The following is a 15,530-nucleotide window of genomic DNA, read 5'->3' as shown; positions in this document are numbered from 1 at the left end:
TCCGAAGATGGAGCGCCGCGGACTGCCGATGGTGCCGCCGATGTTGGCGGTCAACGGAGAGCTGCCGCCGGCGCACGAAGAGGACCGCTGGTCGTACGAGATGAAGTGGGACGGCGTACGCGCCGTCGCGTACGTCGATCCCGGCGGCGTCGAGCTGTACGCGCGGTCCGGGCGCGATGTCACCGCCAACTACCCCGAGCTCGCCGGTATCGCCGAGCACCTCGACCGTCCCGCGATCGTCGACGGCGAGGTGGTCGCGTTCGACCCCACCGGACGGGTCAGCTTCGCCGCACTCCAGCCCCGCATCCAGGCCCGCGAGCCGCGCCACATCCGCGCGCTGCTCGCCAAGCAGTCGGTCGTCTACCTGGTCTTCGACGTCCTCTCTCTGGACGGCGAGTCGCTGCTCGACCACACCTACGCCGAACGAAGAGAGGTCCTGCTCGACCTGGAGATCGCCGGGCCGCACTGGCAGACGCCGCCCACGTTCGAGGGCCTCGCCGGCCCGGCGATGGAGGTCAGCGCCGCCCAGAACCTCGAGGGCGTGGTGGCCAAGCGCCTCGACTCCACCTACGAGCCTGGAAGGCGCAGCCACGCGTGGATCAAGGTCAAGCACGTCCGCACCCAGGAGGTGGTGATCGGCGGCTGGCGACCGGGGGAGGGCGCGCGCGAGGGCATGCTCGGGTCGGTCCTCTGCGGCGTGTACGAGGAGGGCGGGCTCCGCTACGTGGGCCGCGTCGGCAGCGGCTTCGACCACCGCAAGCTCGTGGAGATGCGGCGGAAGCTCGCTCCGCTGGCACGCGACACCTCGCCGTTCGACAGCCCGTTGCCACGGCTGGACGCCCGCGGCGCGCACTGGGTCGAGCCGGAGCTGGTGGGCGAGGCGGCGTTCGCGCTCTGGACCCCGGACGGACGGCTCTGGCATCCGACGTGGCGCGGCCTGCGCGAGGACAAATCACCCGAAGACGTCGTACGGGAGTCCTGATGGGCGACCCGCGATCGGGCGAATGCCCCCAGAAAACAGGCATTTTGCGAGCGCGGCAGCATGATGAAGTGGCTCTAGCCGGACTCCGGCGGGTGGGCTACGTTCGCCCTACCCACTCACTTATGACGTCTTGGTGCATTCGGGTCAACCTAAGAGAAATGCCATGCGAACCGGTCGAAACCCGGCTGGGCACGTGTGGCGTCATCGGGGAAGGTGACCATGAGAAGGCTTATCTGGAAGTCCGGTGTCACGCTTCTCGCGGGCGGAGCATTGCTCTTCGCCACGGCGGGAACGACGCTGGCGGCAGGGTCCAGCGAGGTCAACCAGACGGCGGTCCACAAGGCAGCGGTGACGTCTGCGCAGCAGCGGGCCGTGGCCAGGTACTGGACGCCGCAACGGATGAAGAGCGCGGTGCCGATCGAGCAGCTCATGCACGTGAAGGCGCCCACGAACGTGCACGTGCCGGCGGGCAAGCCGACCGTGGTCCAGCCGCAGGCGTTCCCGCACGGTGGTGGAGCGTGGACCGGCGGAGGCGCGGTCGTGAAGACCGCGGGCAGGGTGTTCTTCACCTACCAGGGGCGGACCGCGTCCTGTTCAGGCAACGCCGTGACGAGCTCGAACAAGAGCGCGGTGATCACCGCCGGGCACTGCGTGAAGCTCGACGGCGCTTTCCACACGAACTGGACGTTCGCGCCCGCCTACAACAACGGCGCGACGCCGTACGGCACGTGGACTGCCAAGACCCTCTTGACGACGCCTCAGTGGCAGGCCAGTGAGGACATCAACTTCGACGTCGGCGCCGCCGTCGTCAACCCCCTCAACGGCGCCTCGCTCACCGACGTCGTCGGCTCGCAGGGAATCGCGTTCAACCAGGCCCGTGGCCAGCGGATGTACGCCTTCGGGTACTCCGCCGCGGCGCCGTACGACGGCACCAAGCTGATCTACTGCAGCGGCACGGTGTTCGACGACTTCCTGCTCAGCAACGGCATCGGCATGACGTGCAACCAGACCGGCGGATCGAGCGGCGGTCCCTGGTTCCTGAGCTTCAACGAGGCCAACGGAACCGGCATCCTGAACTCGGTGAACAGCTTCAAGTACAACTTCTTCGCGAACTGGATGTTCGGCCCGTACTTCGGCAACGACGCGCAGGGCGTCTACAACACCGCCCAGGCTGGATAAACAACGGTTAGAAACCTCTCACGTGACCGGCTCGACCGCGACCTGGCTCAGTCGCGGTCGGGCCGGTCCGGCGTGGCCGGTTCGTGACGGGGGTGTTACGTGAAGGGCCTTCTCTACTAGGGTCCAGGCGACTCTTCATCGTTGGAGGCCCCATGACGTTCAAGCTCTTGCGACGATTCGTGGCGTTTGTGGGAACGATTGCACTCGTTGCCGCGATCGCCCCGGCGTCGGCCGTGCAGGCCGGCAACAGCCAGGGGCTTCATGCCCAACGCGCGAAGGCGGCATACAACGCGCTGCAGACCTACTTCTACGACGACGCCTCGAAGTTCTACCTCGAGGAGTACCCGCGCACCGGCGGCAACCCGTGGGCGTACGTGTGGCCGTTCTCCCAGGCGCAGATCGCGACCCAGGACATGGCCGGGATCCCGGGGAACGAGCGCCGCTACGCCGACGACGTCGAGGACCGCTTCGACGCTCTCGAGGGGTACTGGAACGCCGGCACGACCCCGCCGGGGTACGACTCGTACCTGCGTCCGCCGCTCGGCCAGGGTGGCGACAAGTTCTACGACGACAACGAGTGGATCGGCCTGTCGTTCCTGCAGGACCACTACATGTCCAAGCGCGGCGACAAGGCTGCCGTGCAACGGGCGAAGGAGATCTTCGACCTCGTCGTGTTTGGCTGGGACAACGACCCGAGCCACCCGTGCCCCGGCGGCGTGTACTGGACGCAGGCGCCGTGGAGCCAGGACCGCAACACCGTGTCGAACGGACCGGGTGCGGAGCTCGGACTTCACCTGTACCTGTTGACGAAGAAGAAGTACTACCTCGACTGGTCCATCAAGATGTACGAGTGGGCGCGGGGCTGCTTCCTGGCGCCGAACAAGCTCTACTGGGACCACATCGACCTCGCCGGCAACATCGAGAAGACGCAGTGGTCGTACAACCAGGGCGTGATGATCGGTGCGGGCGCACTGCTCTACCGGGCGACCGGCAACCGCAAGTACCTCGCCCAGGCTGAGGAAACCGCGAAGGCGGCGCTGGCGTTCTACGCCGAGGACGAGCGCTACTTCGACCAGCCGGCGCGCTTCCACGCGATCTTCTTCGCGAACCTGCTGCAGCTGTCGACGATTCGGCCGAACTCCCAGTACCGCAAGGCGATGGAGTGGTACGCGAACGAGTCGTACAAGCGGTTCCGCGACCCGGCTACTGGTCTGTACAAGTTCGAGGGCGCCGACCGTCCGGTGACGCTGCTCGAGCAGTCCGGGATGATCCGGATCGAGGCCATGCTCGCCTGGTCCAAGCACGACTACCGCAAGCTGACCTGACGCCACGCCGACGTTTCGAATGAGGGCGTCCCTGTATCGAAGAGATGGATACAGGGACGCCCTCATTCACCTCGTTCAGGAGTGGGCGAGGACGGACTCGGCCCAGTAGACGTACGAGGCGGGCAGGGCGCGCAGGATGTCGCCGATCTCCTCCGACGCCAGCGGCGGCAGGGCGACGGCCGCGTCGTCGGCGAGCGCGTGGCAGTGGGCGAGCGTTCGTTCGACCAGGTCGGTCGACCGTACGGCGGCCAGGATCTCCGCCACGTCGGCATCGGTCAGCTGGCGCGGCCGTTCGCGCAACAGCGCCCGTACGCCGGTCAGCCGGCGGTCCTCGAGCACGCCCAGCAACGGCAACGTGTAGACGCCCTGGCGAAGGTCGTTGCCCACCGGCTTGCCGATCGTCTCCGCGCTCCCCGCGAGGTCGAGCAGGTCGTCGAGGATCTGGAACAGCACCCCGAACTTCGTCCCGAACTCGCGCATCCGATCGACCCCGCCGTCGCCGGCGCCGACGCAGCGCGCCCCGACCGCGCACGACGCGCGGAACAGCGCACCGGTCTTCAACGCGACCGACCGCCGCGCGTTGTCCCGGGTCCGGCCGAGAACGTACGCGTCCTGCATCTCCAGGAACTGCCCGTCGACGAGATCCACCGCCGCCGAGGCGAGCTCGTCCGAGATCGGTTGGCGCAGCGACACCATCGCCGCCTGCGACGCCCGCACGATGATGAAGTCACCGATCATCACCGCGTGCCCCGTACCCCACTCGGCGTTGATCGTCCGTACGCCGCGGCGCTCCTCGGCGTCGTCCAACAGGTCGTCGTGCACGAGCGAGCCGGCGTGCAGCAGCTCGATGCAGGCGGCGGCCGTCACCAGCTCGTCGGTGACCGAGCCGCCCCACGCGAGCGCGCTCGACAGCGCGAGCACCGACCGCAGCCGCTTCCCGCCGGCGCTGACGATGCGCAACGCGACGTCGTTCACGTCCGGAACGGCGGAGGAGGTGGCCAGCCGGTGCATCGTGGTCTCGACTCGGTCGAGACCGTCGGCGACACCGGGGATGCTCGCGCCGAGCACCTTGAGCGGGCTGCTGCCGGGCTGGAACGGCGACGCCTGGCGGGGGATGGTCGGAAGCGTCACGGATGTGCTCATGCGCTCAGCCTCATGCCTGGACCGGTGCCCGCTCATCGGCCGAACGGCCGATCTTCTGTCCGCCAGAAGTGCACCTCGTCAGCCTTTCCGTCGGGGATCACCCCTACGGCGACGCTAGCCGAATCCGCGACGTGCCCGCTGTGATCGCCTTACCGATCGGTGACGGTGGGGCGCGGGCAGCCTCGCAGGATGCCCAATGTTCCTAGACTCGGCGCATGAGCTCGACAGACGCGCCCAGCATCCTCGTCGTCGAGGACGACGTGACGGTCGCCGAGGTCGTGGTGACGTACCTGCGCAACGCCGGGTACGCGACGACGCACGCGACCGACGGCGAGACCGCGCTCCGGCTGGCCGGCGAGCGGTGGCCGGATCTCGTCGTGCTCGACCTGATGCTGCCCGGCGTGGACGGGCTCGAGGTCTGCCGGCGGTTGCGGGCGAAGGGTTCGGTGCCGGTGATCATGCTGACGGCGTTGAGCTCGGAGGACGACCGGATCGCCGGGCTCGAGCTGGGTGCCGACGACTACGTGACGAAGCCGTTCAGCCCGCGGGAGCTGGTGTTGCGGGTGCGCTCGGTGCTGCGCCGCGGTGTCGCCGCGTCGGAGCCGGTCGGCGAGATCATCCTCCGCGACGGCGAGCTCGAGCTGGACGTACGTGCGCACCGCGCGACCCTTCGCGGCGAGGAGTTGGCGCTGACCGTACGAGAGTTCGACCTGCTCGCGTTCCTGCTGGCGCATCCGGGGCAGGCTTTCAGCCGGTCGGAACTGCTGGAACGCGTGTGGGGCTGGACGTTCGGCGACCACTCGACGGTCACCGTGCACGTACGGCGGCTGCGGGAGAAGGTCGAGGACAACCCCGCTGAACCGACGCGGCTGCTCACGGTCTGGGGTGTCGGCTACCGCTGGGGCGCGATGGAGCCGGCGTCGTGAGGGACATCCTCGCGATCTTCGCGATCGCCGCGGGGTGCAGCGCTGTCGTCGGAATCCTTGGCTGGCTGGCGATCCGCGTGCTGCGGCGTACGTCGGTGCGGCAGGCGTTCGTGGCCGTCGCGGTCGTCGCCGTCCTGGCGTTCGTCGCGGGGCTGCTCGGTACGGCGCAGGCGATGTTCCTCAGCAACCACGACTTCTACGTGACGATCGTCGTGACGGTGGCCGCCGGTATTGCGAGCCTGGTGCTGGCGCTGCTGCTCGCCGGGCAGGTAGTGCGGGGGAGCCAGGCGCTCGCGGCGGGCGCGCGGACGCTCGGCGCCGACGGGCACTACGTACCGCCGCCCCCGCCGGCGACGGCCGAGCTGGCGGCGTTGTCGAAGGAGCTGGAGGCGGCGAGCCAGAAGCTCGCGGAGGCGCGGGAACGCGAACGGGCGTTGGAGAGTTCGCGGCGCGAGCTCGTCGCGTGGGTGTCGCACGACCTGCGTTCGCCGCTCGCCGGGTTGCGGGCCATGGCAGAGGCCTTGGAGGACGGCGTCGCACCGGACCCGGCACGCTTCCACCGGCAGATCCGGGTCGAGGTGGACCGGCTCGCGCGGATGGTGGACGACCTGTTCGAGCTGTCCCGCATCCACGCCGGGGCGCTGCAGCTGACGCTGGAGGAGGTGTCGCTGTCGGACCTGGTGAGCGACGCCCTGGCGGCGGCCTCGCCGTTGGCGGAGGCGAAGGGCGTACGGCTCAGCGGGCAGGCCGCAGCCGTGCCGCACGGCGTGCGAGCCGACGCGCGGGAGCTCGTTCGCGCGCTGTCGAACCTGGTCGGGAACGCGATCCGGCACACCCCGTCGTCGGGCGCGGTCGTCGTGGAGGCCGGGACGCGCGACGGGCAGGCGTTCCTCGCGGTCACCGACGCGTGTGGCGGCATCCCCGAGGCGGATCTGCCGCGGGTGTTCGACGTGGCGTGGCGGGGGACCGACGCCCGCACGCCGGGGGAGGACACCGGCGCGGGGTTGGGGCTGGCGATCGTCCGCGGCGTCGCCGAGGCGCACCACGGCTCGGTCAGCGTGCGGAACGTCGGGCCGGGGTGCCGCTTCGAGCTGGCGATCCCGGCGAGCTGACGAGGCCCTCGACCGTTCCTCTGATCGCCTTCGTCAGCTCTGCGCTCTTCGCGTCGGCGAGGCCGTTCAGCTTCAGCAGGTTGCGGCCGATCGAGATGCCGAGCAGGGCGCTGAGCAGGATCGCGCCGCGCAGCTCGGCGTTGCGGCCGCGCGCGACCTTGGCGAAGTTGGCGATCTGCGCGTTCGTGGTGTCGCGGAGAGTTTCGGTCGCGTCGGGGTGGGTGAACATCGAGCGTAGCAAGGCGTTCGCGGCGTCCTGCTGACCGTCGCTGAGCTTGGCGCCGACGAGGTCGAGGCAGAGCTCGACCAGCTCGTCCGGATCGTCGGGCAGGTCTTGCTCGGGGATCTGGGTGGCCTGCTTGAAGAGCTCGTCCTTCGAGCCGAAGTGCTGCATGACGAGGGCCGGGTCGACCTCGGCCTGCTTGGCGACCGCGCGGACCGTGGCGCGGTCGTACCCGACCTCGGCGAACTGCGACCGCGCCGCGTCGAGGATCCGTTGCCTGGTCTGTTCGCGCCGTTCGGCTCTGGTGGTCACCCAGCTCACTCTACAGCCGTTGACCGACGTGCTACCTTCTGCTCTACAACCGTTGAGCGAAGGAGTTGCGAGTGATGCTTGGGCCGCGAGAGGTGTTCGACCGATTCCAGCAGGCCACGCTGGCCGGGACAATCGGTTTCGACGACCTCGCCGAGGATGTGGTCATCGAGTGGCCGTTCGCGCCGGGCGGGCCGGCGCGAGTCGAAGGGCGGTCGGAGTTCGTGGCGTTCGCGACACCGAGCCGCCAGGCCCTGCCGGTGCGGTTCGACGAGTTCCGCGACGTCGTCGTGCACGAGACGGCCGATCCCGAGGTGGTGGTGGCGGAGTACACGCTGGTCGGCACGCACCTGCCTTCGGGACGGGAGCTGGCGGCGCCGTTCGTGATGGTGCTGCGCGTACGCGACGGCGAGCTGGTGTTCTGTCGCGAATACCAGAACCCGCTGGCGATGGCGGAGGCGGCGGCTCTGGCGTCATAGTGGCTGGGTGCCCGTCGTCCTGGTGATCCTCCTGCTCTGCGCGATGGGGTGCTCGTCGCCGCGTTCGGACTGGGACACGTTGGCCGAGGCGCGGGTGCCGCGGACGGAGGTGGCCGCGGCTGCGGTGGGTGAGCGGATCGTGGTGGCGGGCGGGTTCGTGGCTGGTGGGTCGACGGTCGCGACCGTCGAGGTCTTCTCCACGGAGTCGGGAGAATGGACCGCCGGGCCGGACCTTCCGGTGGCGGTGAACCACGCGATGGCTGCCACGGTGGACGGGACGGTCTTCGTGTTCGGGGGATACCTGGACGACGACTCGCCGAGCACGGGTGCGTACCGGCTCTCAGAGTCGTCGTGGGAGACCGTCGCACCGCTGCCATCGGGACGTGCCGCGGGTGCGGCGGCCGTGCTGGATGGTTCGGTGTACGTGTTCGGCGGGATCGGGCCGGGCGGGTTGGCCGCGGAGATGGTGGTCTACGACGTCGCCGCAGACCGCTGGTCCTCGGCGCCAGGCCCGCCCACACGCCGCGAGCATCTCGGCGGAGCCGCGGCCGGCGGCAGTTTGTACGCCGTGGGTGGCCGGACGGCGTTCCCGGACGGCCTGGCCGCCTTCGAGTCGTACGACCCGACCACCCGCCGCTGGACGTCCCAACCCCCGTTGCCCACCGCCCGAGGCGGCCTCGCCGCCACAGCGACCTGCGCCGGCCACCTCGTCGCCGCGGGCGGCGAGGGCGGACTAGGGACGTTCGCGCAGGTGGAGTCCTTCGACCCGACGACCTCGACGTGGCGCACCCTCGCCGCCATGCCCTCACCCCGCCACGGCCTCGGCCTCGTCGCGGTTGGCCCCACCCTCTACACGCTGCTCGGCGGTCCCGATCCCGGCCTCCACGTCGCCCCCACCACCGAGTCCCTCACTCTCGACAACTGCCCCGCCTAGCTCTGGTCATGTCATCTTGGTGCAATAGTTGCCAGATCACGCAACTACTGGCAGGCTGACCCCATGACCGAGTACGCGACTCCCACCGTCGTTCCGTTCCTCATGTACGAGGACGGCGCGGCCGCGATCGACTTCCTCACCAAGGCGTTCGGCTTCAACGAGCGCTACCGGCTCCAGAACGACGACGGCTCCATCGGGCACGCGGAGCTGAGCATCGGCGACGACGGTGTCGTGTTCCTGGCCAGCGGGCTCGGGGCGTACGAGAGTCCCAAGCACCACGCCGAGAACTGCGAGCGGGCACGCTCCTGGCAGGACACCCCGTACATCATCAACGGCGTCTACCTCCAGGTCGACGACATCCACGCGCACTTCGACAACGCCAAGGCCGCCGGCGCCACGATCCTGTCCGCGGTAGAGGACTCCGGTCATGGAGTCCTCTACCGCGCGGCCGACCTCGAGGGGCAGCGCTGGATGTTCAGCCAACGTCCCGACGCCGCCAGCTGACGAGCCCGACCGCCACCAGTCCAACGGCGAGCGCGGTCAGCCACACCAGGCCCAGCCCCGAGTCGGAGCTCGGCACCAGGACGTCGGGCACCGGAACGTACGGCGACAGGAACGTCGCGTTCGAGATCACCCGGAACTCCGCCAGCAGGTCGACGAAGAGGAACAGCCCCAGCGCGGTCCACGTCACCGCGACCGCGATCCGCGGCGCCAGGCCGAAGAACGCCACCGCGATGCCGACCAGCACCCACGTCGCCGGCAGGTACGCGACCGACGCCAGCACGACTCGGCCCAGGTCACCGGTCGACAGCCCGCCGCCGATTCCCAACGCCAGAAGGACAATCGCCGGACTCACGACGGCCATCAGCAGATGGCTCCCGGCCCACGCCACTCGCGACACCGGCGCGGTCAGCAGCGGGTCGGCGCGTCCCGACACCTCCTCGGTACGCATCCGCAGCGCCGCGATGATGGCCACGCCGGTGATCAGCTGGCTCAGCACGTAGATCATGAACGCGAAGAACGCCTCCGACAGCTTCACCCCCGATCCACCGATCTGCTCGGCGAAAGCCCGGAACTGAGGCGTGTCCAGCTGCGCGTCCAGCCCCTTCGCCGCGAACCCGAGCAGCAAGCCCAGCAGCAAGAACCCCACGCTCCGTCCCACCAGCGCGTTGCGATGGAGCCGCCACGCAAGGGCGAACGGGCTCGCCATCGCGCCCGTCGCCGGTCCGAGCTTCTCCGCGAAGTATCCCGACGCCACATCGCGACGCGACTCCAGCACGAAGCCGACAGCGACCAGCACGGCGGTCAGCGCGATCATCAGCCCGAAGACCAGCCAGTGGTCGCCGGCGTACGCGCGGGTCAACCGGATCCAACCGAACGGCGACAGCCACGCCAGCCACGACGTCGCGGGGCCGCCGACCTCACCCACGCCGCGGAGGACGAAGAACAGCGCACCACCCGCGAACGTCAGCACCCGGCAGGTCGCTGCGTTCGCCGACAGCTGGGTGGTGATTGCCGCGGCACCGGCGAACATGATGCCGCCGAACGCCAACGACAGGCCGAGTACGAACGACCCCGCGGCAGGCAGGCCGACCCCGATCAATCCGAGCGCCGCAAGGACGCCGATCACGAGGTTCGCACCGAAGACGACGATCAACGCGGCAGCCAGGGGAGCGTGCCGACCGACGACCGTGGAGCCGAGCAACTCGCGCCGCCCGTTCTCCTCCTCGACCCGGGTGTGCCGGATGACGAGCAGCAGGCTGATCAGACCGCCGATGAGCATCGCCGACGCGCCGACCGTCCACGCGGTCAGGCCGCCGACGTTCGCGGCGTAGATCAGGCCGCGGGTCGCGAGCTGCGCCGGGTTGCCGTTCGCCTGGTCGGCGAAGTCCTGCATCGCCGCGGAGTCCGGGTACAAGCCGCTGGTGCTGTTCGCGACGCCGATCGGCAGCATGACCGTGAGCAGAATCCAGACCGGCAAGATGATCCGGTCCCGCCGCAAGATGAGCTTGACAAGGGCTCCGGTGCCGGTCATCGCGCACCTGCCAGGGCCGGTGCGTCGGTGTAGTGGCGGAGGAACAGCTCTTCCAACGTAGGTGGGTGACACGTCATCGAAGTGACGCCGGCCGCCGCGAGCTTCGCCAGTACCGGAGCGAGCGCCGCCGAGTCCGTCTGGCAGTCCAGGCGATCGCCCTCGATGCGGAGCTCGTGCACGCCGGGGATCTCGGCGAGCCCGTCGATCGAGCCCCGCACCTCGGCCGTGATCGTCGTCCGGGTCAAGTGGCGCAGCTCCGAGAGCGTCCCGGACTCGACCGTTCGGCCGGAGCGGATGATGCTCACCCGGTCGCACAGCGTCTCGACCTCGGACAGGATGTGGCTCGACAGCAGCACGGTCCGCTGCGCGCGCCGTTCCTCCTGCACGCACTCGTTGAACACCGCCTCCATCAACGGGTCGAGCCCCGAGGTCGGCTCGTCCAGGATCAGCAGCTCGACGTTCGACGCGAGCGCCGCGACGAGCGCGACCTTCTGCCGGTTGCCCTTGGAGTACGTGCGGCACTTCTTGCGCGGGTCGAGCTCGAACCGGTCGATGAGCTCCTTGCGTCGTTGCGGATCGATGCCGCCGCGGAGCTTGCCGAGCAGGTCGACGACCTCGCCGCCGGTGAGCGTCGGCCACAGCGTGACGTCGCCAGGAACGTACGCGAGCCGCCGATGCAGCTCGGTCGCGTCCTGCCACGGGTCGCCGCCGAGCAGCTTGGCGGAGCCACCGTTCGCCTTGATCAGGCCGAGGAGGACGCGGATCGTCGTGGTCTTCCCCGCGCCGTTCGGCCCGAGGAACCCGTGCACCTCGCCCTGCCGGACCACGAGCTCGAGTCCGTCGAGAGCGCGCGTGTGGCCGAATGTCTTGACCAGCTTGGAGATTTCGATGGCTGCGGTCATGAGTTGTCCCCGTGTTCGTAGCGGTCGAGACCGGAGCGAGCCAGGTCGGCGATATCGCGGCCGACGAACTCCGGATCGATGATGTCCAGACCCGCGCGGCCTACGCGAGCCGACGCGTTCAGGTCGTACAGATCGCCGCCGAGCGCACGCGACACGTGGCTGCCCAGCACGACGATGCCGAGCTTCATCGCCACGAAAACGGCAGCCTGGGCGCGGAAGTCGGCGTCCTTCAGGCCCGAGTGTTCCTTCAGGTAGTGCTCGGTGATGTCGACCATCTCGTCGAACGTCCGCGCGGCCGCCGGCGAGCCCTCGACGAGCGCGCGCGACAGATAGCGCATGTAGAGCGGACCGTTCTGGTACGCGGCGGCGACGTACCGCGGATCACCGATGTTGCGCTCGTCGATGCCCGAGGTGACCTCGCCGCGGATGTAGCGCATCACGTGGTCGTCGCACTCCTCGCGGAGTCGTTCCTTGGTGCCGAAGTGGTGTTGGACGAGTGCGGGGGAGACGCCCGCCTTCTCGGCGACTCCCCGGATCGTCATGCCGCGGCTTCCTCGGTCGGCGTACTCCGCGAGGGCCGCGTTGCGGATCCGCGCCCGTGCGGTCAGATCCGGGTCCTCTGTACTCATGCCCAGCATCCTATACAGATGTACAGGCAGCAGTACACGTGAACAGCGTCACATCTCGGCCGTGGCGCGTCAGCGGTGGATCGCGACGTAGTCAGCAAACCAGGAGGTTAGTGGCATTAACGGCATAAATGGGGCACTGACTGCAGCGGCGAGCTCTGCCGGGTCAAGCCACGGGCCGAGGCCGAGGTCCGGGCGGTCGAGCCGCCGCTCCAGCCGCCCTCGACGAAGAGGCCGCGGGCCTCCAGTCGTACGGCGAGGCGTACCCGCGGCGCGACCCACCTCGTGAGCGCCGTGCCCATCGGATCCCTACTGGCGAGTGCCGACCAGAGCCTCGATGCCGTCGAGGATCGCGCGGAGGCCGAACTCGAAGGTGTGCTCGGGGTCGTAGCCGCCGGCGGCCTGGCCGACGCGACTGGCGAGGGGATAGCGGGCCTCGCTGTCGGCCGGCATGAGGCGGTCGAGCAACGGCGCGCTCTGCGTCCACCACTCGTCGTCGGTCATCCCGGTCCGCTTCATCACCTCGGTCGCGGACAGGGCGCCGAGCGCGGACGTGTTGACGTGCCCCAACACGACGGTCAGCGCGGCGTCCATCTCCACATCGGTGAGCCCGATGCCCTCGAGAGCCTGCAGCTCGTACTCGTACTTCTCCGTCTGCTGCGGCCCCAGCACCGGCCGTACGGTCACGATCTGAAGCATCCACGGATGCCGCATCGTGAGCGCCCAGTTCTCCCGCGCGACCTGCTCCAGGCGCCCACGCCAGCCACCGTCCACCGACTCCGGGCGCGCGGTCTCGCCGTACACCGTGTCGAGCATGACGTCGATCAGCTCGGCCTTGCCCGGGATGTACGTGTAGAGCGACATCGTGCCGACGCCGAGCTGCTCGGCGACGCGCCGCATCGACAGGGCGGGCAGACCTTGCGCGTCGGCCAGGGCGATCGCCGCCTGGGCGATCCGGTCGACGGACAGGTCGGGCTTGCCCTTACGGCTGGTCCGCTCGCTCGTCCGCCAGAGCAGCGCGATGCTCCGCGCCGGGTCACCTGTTCCGCTGTATTCCGTCATCACCGAGAATCCTAGTTGGGCCGTACCGTACATCGTACGGTACGATGTACGACCAACCCCACCCACCACTCGAAGGAGTATCTGTGCGGATTCTGGTGACCGGAGCCACCGGCAACGTCGGCCGGCTCGTGGTCGACGAGCTCCTCGCCCGCCGCCCCGACCCGAGCGTCGTGGTCAGGGCGCTCACCACCAACCCGGCCAAGGCCGCGCTGCCCGAGAACGTCGAGGGCCTCGAGGTCGTGACCGGCTTCATCGGGAAGCTCTCGACGATGCCGGCGGCGCTCGAGGGTGTCGACACCCTCTACCTCGCGCCACACCAGGCGACCGCGAAGGAGGTCGTCCAGCTCGCCAAGCAGGCCGGCGTCCAGCGGATCGTCGCGCTGTCCTCGACGAACGCCGACGAGGAGGCCAAGGGCGACCCGAGCGAGTGGACGTACTACGCCACCGAGCACGCCGTGCTCACCGAGGGCGAGGGCTTGCGCTGGACGTTCCTGCGCGCCGGCCAGTTCATGTGGAACCTGCTCGACAACGCCGAGCAGATCAAGACCACCGGCGAGGTGCGTGCCGCGTACGGCAAGGCGGCCTTCGCGCCGGTGGACATCGCCGACATCGCCGCGGTGGCGGCGAAGGTGCTGCTGACCGATGGACACGACGGCGAGAAGTACCCGCTGATCGGGTCGGAGACGGTCTCCAAGATCGATGCCACCCGGGTCATCGGCGAGGTGCTCGGGCGGGAGATCCCGTTCATCGAGCTCAGCCGGGAGGAGGCTCGTCAGACGTACCTCGCCGCCGGGCTGGACGAGTACGTCGCCGACTGGCTGCTGGACAACGACGCGATGGGCGTCGACTACCCGCAGCCGCCCGACTTCACCATCGAACGGCTCACCGGCCGACCCGCGAAGACCTTCAAGCAGTTCGTCTCCGAGAACCGCGCGGTTTTCGAGTAGGAGATCTCGATGGCGCCGGAGCAGCCGACCGACCAGCGGATCGGCGGAACGTTCTGCCGGCCCGCGGGCGGCGCGGCGCCGCGTACGGTCCAGGTCCTCGTTCCGGGCGGGTACTACAGCCAGTCCAGTACATCCATCCGGCCAAGCAGGACAGGCTGTTCGCGCATCGACGGCTGGACGACGGGGAGGCGGTGGTCGTGGCGGACAACGGGCATTCGCTGAACCTGCAGCTCTCCGGTCCTGCGTTCTACAACGCCGTTCGGGACTGGGCGGTCCGCAGGTTCTAGCCCTTGGGCAGCTGCCGCCAGCCCCGTTCGACGGACTGGCGGCAGCTGTCCGGATCGTCGCCCGCACTGACGAAAAGCGCGGTGAGCAGGGGAACTCCGTGCGCGAGCGTCGTGCGTGGCAGGGGTCCGACCGCGACCAGCGAGGCCAGCCCGTGGCCGATCGTCCAGCACTGCGTCGCCAGTTCCTGCGCGTCGACGTCGGCGCGGAATCGTCCAGCCTGCTTGGCTCGTTCGGCCGCCTTCACCAGCGCCTGCAAGGAGGCGTCCGCCGCCGCGGCGTCCTCCAGCTCGAACGCGGCGTCGAACATGACCCGGTAGAGATCAGGATGGTCCAGCGCGTTGCCCAGATAGGCCGCACCGAGCGCGGCGAGGTCACGTACCGGGTCGGCAGTCATCCGGACCGTTGTCAATCGCGAAGCCAGGCGAGTGAAACCCTCCTGCCGGAGTGCCCTCCACACGCCGTCCATGCCGCCGAAGTACGTGTAGATCGCCATCGTCGACACGCCCGTACCCGCCACCAACGACCGGAGCGTGATCGGCTCGCGCGTGCGGAGCATCTGCCCGGCTCGCTCGACCAGCTGGGTGCGAATCCCAAGATCTTTCGTCCTTGCCATAGCAGCACTATACATAGCAGTGCTATGTTTACGCCATGACCATCACACTGGTGAACCCGAACGGACTGCCCAAGCCCGACGTCTACCGGCAGCTGTCCATCGCGACCGGCTCCAAGCTGGTGTTCCTCGCCGGGCAGGTCGCCCGCGACGCGGAGGGGAACAAGGTCGGCGAAGGAGACTTCGCCGCACAGGTCGAGCAGGCCTACCTCAACATCGGCACAGCGTTGGCCGAGGTCGGCGGCTCGTTCAACGACGTGGCGAAGCTGACGATCTACGTCGTCGACTGGACGCCCGACAAGTATCCGCAACTCGGCGAAGGCGTAGCCCGCGCGGCAGCCAAGCTGGGTGTGGACCCGATCAAGCCCATCACCCTGCTGAGCGTCGTCGGCTTGGGTGAGCCCGACCTCATGGTCGAGGTCGAAGCCACCGCAGTCCTGGACTGAAC

At 69.1% G+C, this 15,530-nt stretch carries 18 protein-coding genes; 11 read left to right on the top strand and 7 right to left on the bottom strand.

Annotated elements, in window-relative coordinates:
• Positions 1-7: 7 nt before the first annotated feature.
• The 3 genes from ligD to JOD67_RS24170 all read left to right on the top strand — a co-directional run bounded on the left by ligD (position 8) and on the right by JOD67_RS24170 (position 3,486).
• Entirely contained in the window at positions 8-982 is a 975-nt protein-coding gene (ligD, locus tag JOD67_RS24180; protein WP_205119988.1) for a non-homologous end-joining DNA ligase, read from the top strand.
• Between the two features lie 219 nt (positions 983-1,201).
• A complete protein-coding gene (locus tag JOD67_RS24175) occupies positions 1,202-2,161 on the top strand; it encodes a trypsin-like serine peptidase (RefSeq protein WP_205119987.1) in 960 nt (319 codons plus the stop codon).
• 152 nt (positions 2,162-2,313) lie between these two features.
• Positions 2,314-3,486, top strand: coding sequence for a glycoside hydrolase family 76 protein (locus tag JOD67_RS24170; RefSeq protein WP_205119986.1), 1,173 nt, complete (start codon positions 2,314-2,316; stop codon positions 3,484-3,486).
• Between the two features lie 75 nt (positions 3,487-3,561).
• Here JOD67_RS24170 and JOD67_RS24165 read toward each other — a convergent pair whose 3' ends face one another.
• A complete protein-coding gene (locus tag JOD67_RS24165) occupies positions 3,562-4,629 on the bottom strand; it encodes a polyprenyl synthetase family protein (protein WP_205119985.1) in 1,068 nt (355 codons plus the stop codon).
• 215 nt (positions 4,630-4,844) lie between these two features.
• Here JOD67_RS24165 and JOD67_RS24160 point away from each other — a divergent pair, with 215 nt between their 5' ends.
• Both JOD67_RS24160 and JOD67_RS24155 read left to right on the top strand, forming a co-directional pair.
• The gene (locus JOD67_RS24160) at positions 4,845-5,555 is read left to right on the top strand and encodes a response regulator transcription factor (protein ID WP_205119984.1); all 711 of its coding nucleotides are present in this window, start codon (positions 4,845-4,847) and stop codon (positions 5,553-5,555) included.
• Entirely contained in the window at positions 5,552-6,667 is a 1,116-nt protein-coding gene (locus JOD67_RS24155) for a sensor histidine kinase (RefSeq protein WP_205119983.1), read from the top strand. The genes JOD67_RS24160 and JOD67_RS24155 overlap by 4 nt, the downstream gene beginning before the upstream one ends.
• Here the strand turns inward: JOD67_RS24155 and JOD67_RS24150 are convergent.
• Entirely contained in the window at positions 6,609-7,202 is a 594-nt protein-coding gene (locus JOD67_RS24150) for a TetR/AcrR family transcriptional regulator (protein ID WP_307782527.1), read from the bottom strand. The genes JOD67_RS24155 and JOD67_RS24150 overlap by 59 nt on opposite strands.
• A gap of 74 nt (positions 7,203-7,276) precedes the next feature.
• Here JOD67_RS24150 and JOD67_RS24145 point away from each other — a divergent pair, with 74 nt between their 5' ends.
• The 3 genes from JOD67_RS24145 (at position 7,277) to JOD67_RS24135 (ending at position 9,116) form a co-directional block, all read left to right on the top strand.
• Positions 7,277-7,678, top strand: a complete 402-nt coding sequence (locus JOD67_RS24145) for a nuclear transport factor 2 family protein (protein ID WP_205119981.1) — start codon at positions 7,277-7,279, stop codon at positions 7,676-7,678.
• A gap of 7 nt (positions 7,679-7,685) precedes the next feature.
• Entirely contained in the window at positions 7,686-8,612 is a 927-nt protein-coding gene (locus tag JOD67_RS24140; protein WP_205119980.1) for a Kelch repeat-containing protein, read from the top strand.
• 63 nt (positions 8,613-8,675) lie between these two features.
• Positions 8,676-9,116 (top strand): VOC family protein, encoded by a 441-nt coding sequence (locus JOD67_RS24135; protein ID WP_205119979.1) that lies wholly within the window; start codon positions 8,676-8,678, stop codon positions 9,114-9,116.
• Here JOD67_RS24135 and JOD67_RS24130 read toward each other — a convergent pair.
• The 4 genes from JOD67_RS24130 to JOD67_RS24115 form a co-directional block, all read right to left on the bottom strand.
• Positions 9,088-10,647 carry an ABC transporter permease gene (locus tag JOD67_RS24130; RefSeq protein ID WP_205119978.1) on the bottom strand — a complete coding sequence of 520 codons (1,560 nt, stop codon included), beginning with the start codon at positions 10,645-10,647 and terminating at the stop codon, positions 9,088-9,090. The genes JOD67_RS24135 and JOD67_RS24130 overlap by 29 nt on opposite strands.
• Positions 10,644-11,549 carry an ABC transporter ATP-binding protein gene (locus JOD67_RS24125; protein WP_205119977.1) on the bottom strand — a complete coding sequence of 302 codons (906 nt, stop codon included), beginning with the start codon at positions 11,547-11,549 and terminating at the stop codon, positions 10,644-10,646. The genes JOD67_RS24130 and JOD67_RS24125 overlap by 4 nt, the downstream gene beginning before the upstream one ends.
• The gene (locus tag JOD67_RS24120; RefSeq protein WP_205119976.1) at positions 11,546-12,178 is read right to left on the bottom strand and encodes a TetR/AcrR family transcriptional regulator; all 633 of its coding nucleotides are present in this window, start codon (positions 12,176-12,178) and stop codon (positions 11,546-11,548) included. The genes JOD67_RS24125 and JOD67_RS24120 overlap by 4 nt, the downstream gene beginning before the upstream one ends.
• A 306-nt stretch (positions 12,179-12,484) precedes the next feature.
• The gene (locus JOD67_RS24115; RefSeq protein WP_239554020.1) at positions 12,485-13,237 is read right to left on the bottom strand and encodes a TetR/AcrR family transcriptional regulator C-terminal domain-containing protein; all 753 of its coding nucleotides are present in this window, start codon (positions 13,235-13,237) and stop codon (positions 12,485-12,487) included.
• An 83-nt stretch (positions 13,238-13,320) separates the two neighbouring features.
• Here JOD67_RS24115 and JOD67_RS24110 point away from each other — a divergent pair, with 83 nt between their 5' ends.
• Both JOD67_RS24110 and JOD67_RS24105 read left to right on the top strand, forming a co-directional pair.
• Entirely contained in the window at positions 13,321-14,184 is an 864-nt protein-coding gene (locus tag JOD67_RS24110; protein WP_205119974.1) for an NAD(P)H-binding protein, read from the top strand.
• Positions 14,185-14,193: 9 nt separating this feature from the next.
• Positions 14,194-14,406 (top strand): hypothetical protein, encoded by a 213-nt coding sequence (locus JOD67_RS24105; protein ID WP_205119973.1) that lies wholly within the window; start codon positions 14,194-14,196, stop codon positions 14,404-14,406.
• A 61-nt stretch (positions 14,407-14,467) separates the two neighbouring features.
• Here the strand turns inward: JOD67_RS24105 and JOD67_RS24100 are convergent, their stop codons facing one another.
• On the bottom strand, positions 14,468-15,085 hold the full coding sequence (locus JOD67_RS24100) for a TetR/AcrR family transcriptional regulator (protein WP_205119972.1): 618 nt from the start codon (positions 15,083-15,085) through the stop codon (positions 14,468-14,470).
• A gap of 35 nt (positions 15,086-15,120) precedes the next feature.
• Here JOD67_RS24100 and JOD67_RS24095 point away from each other — a divergent pair, with 35 nt between their 5' ends.
• Positions 15,121-15,528 (top strand): RidA family protein, encoded by a 408-nt coding sequence (locus tag JOD67_RS24095; RefSeq protein WP_205119971.1) that lies wholly within the window; start codon positions 15,121-15,123, stop codon positions 15,526-15,528.
• Positions 15,529-15,530 lie beyond the last annotated feature (2 nt).

It is taken from the genome of Tenggerimyces flavus (genome assembly GCF_016907715.1).
In the GTDB taxonomy this organism is placed as follows: domain Bacteria; phylum Actinomycetota; class Actinomycetes; order Propionibacteriales; family Actinopolymorphaceae; genus Tenggerimyces; species Tenggerimyces flavus.
The sequence above is the reverse complement of the archived record's forward strand: the minus strand, read 5'-3'. Positions and strand labels throughout refer to the sequence as shown.

What these genes read in the sequence shown, in the direction of transcription:
- ligD (WP_205119988.1), top strand. Translation starts at nt 8, where the DNA reads ATGGAGCGCCGCGGACTGCCGATGGTGCCGCCGATGTTGGCGGTCAAC.
- JOD67_RS24175 (WP_205119987.1), top strand. Translation starts at nt 1,202, where the DNA reads ATGAGAAGGCTTATCTGGAAGTCCGGTGTCACGCTTCTCGCGGGCGGA.
- JOD67_RS24170 (WP_205119986.1), top strand. Translation starts at nt 2,314, where the DNA reads ATGACGTTCAAGCTCTTGCGACGATTCGTGGCGTTTGTGGGAACGATT.
- JOD67_RS24165 (WP_205119985.1), bottom strand. Translation starts at nt 4,629, where the DNA reads ATGAGCACATCCGTGACGCTTCCGACCATCCCCCGCCAGGCGTCGCCG.
- JOD67_RS24160 (WP_205119984.1), top strand. Translation starts at nt 4,845, where the DNA reads ATGAGCTCGACAGACGCGCCCAGCATCCTCGTCGTCGAGGACGACGTG.
- JOD67_RS24145 (WP_205119981.1), top strand. Translation starts at nt 7,277, where the DNA reads ATGCTTGGGCCGCGAGAGGTGTTCGACCGATTCCAGCAGGCCACGCTG.
- JOD67_RS24135 (WP_205119979.1), top strand. Translation starts at nt 8,676, where the DNA reads ATGACCGAGTACGCGACTCCCACCGTCGTTCCGTTCCTCATGTACGAG.
- JOD67_RS24130 (WP_205119978.1), bottom strand. Translation starts at nt 10,647, where the DNA reads ATGACCGGCACCGGAGCCCTTGTCAAGCTCATCTTGCGGCGGGACCGG.
- JOD67_RS24125 (WP_205119977.1), bottom strand. Translation starts at nt 11,549, where the DNA reads ATGACCGCAGCCATCGAAATCTCCAAGCTGGTCAAGACATTCGGCCAC.
- JOD67_RS24120 (WP_205119976.1), bottom strand. Translation starts at nt 12,178, where the DNA reads ATGAGTACAGAGGACCCGGATCTGACCGCACGGGCGCGGATCCGCAAC.
- JOD67_RS24115 (WP_239554020.1), bottom strand. Translation starts at nt 13,237, where the DNA reads ATGACGGAATACAGCGGAACAGGTGACCCGGCGCGGAGCATCGCGCTG.
- JOD67_RS24105 (WP_205119973.1), top strand. Translation starts at nt 14,194, where the DNA reads ATGGCGCCGGAGCAGCCGACCGACCAGCGGATCGGCGGAACGTTCTGC.
- JOD67_RS24100 (WP_205119972.1), bottom strand. Translation starts at nt 15,085, where the DNA reads ATGGCAAGGACGAAAGATCTTGGGATTCGCACCCAGCTGGTCGAGCGA.
- JOD67_RS24095 (WP_205119971.1), top strand. Translation starts at nt 15,121, where the DNA reads ATGACCATCACACTGGTGAACCCGAACGGACTGCCCAAGCCCGACGTC.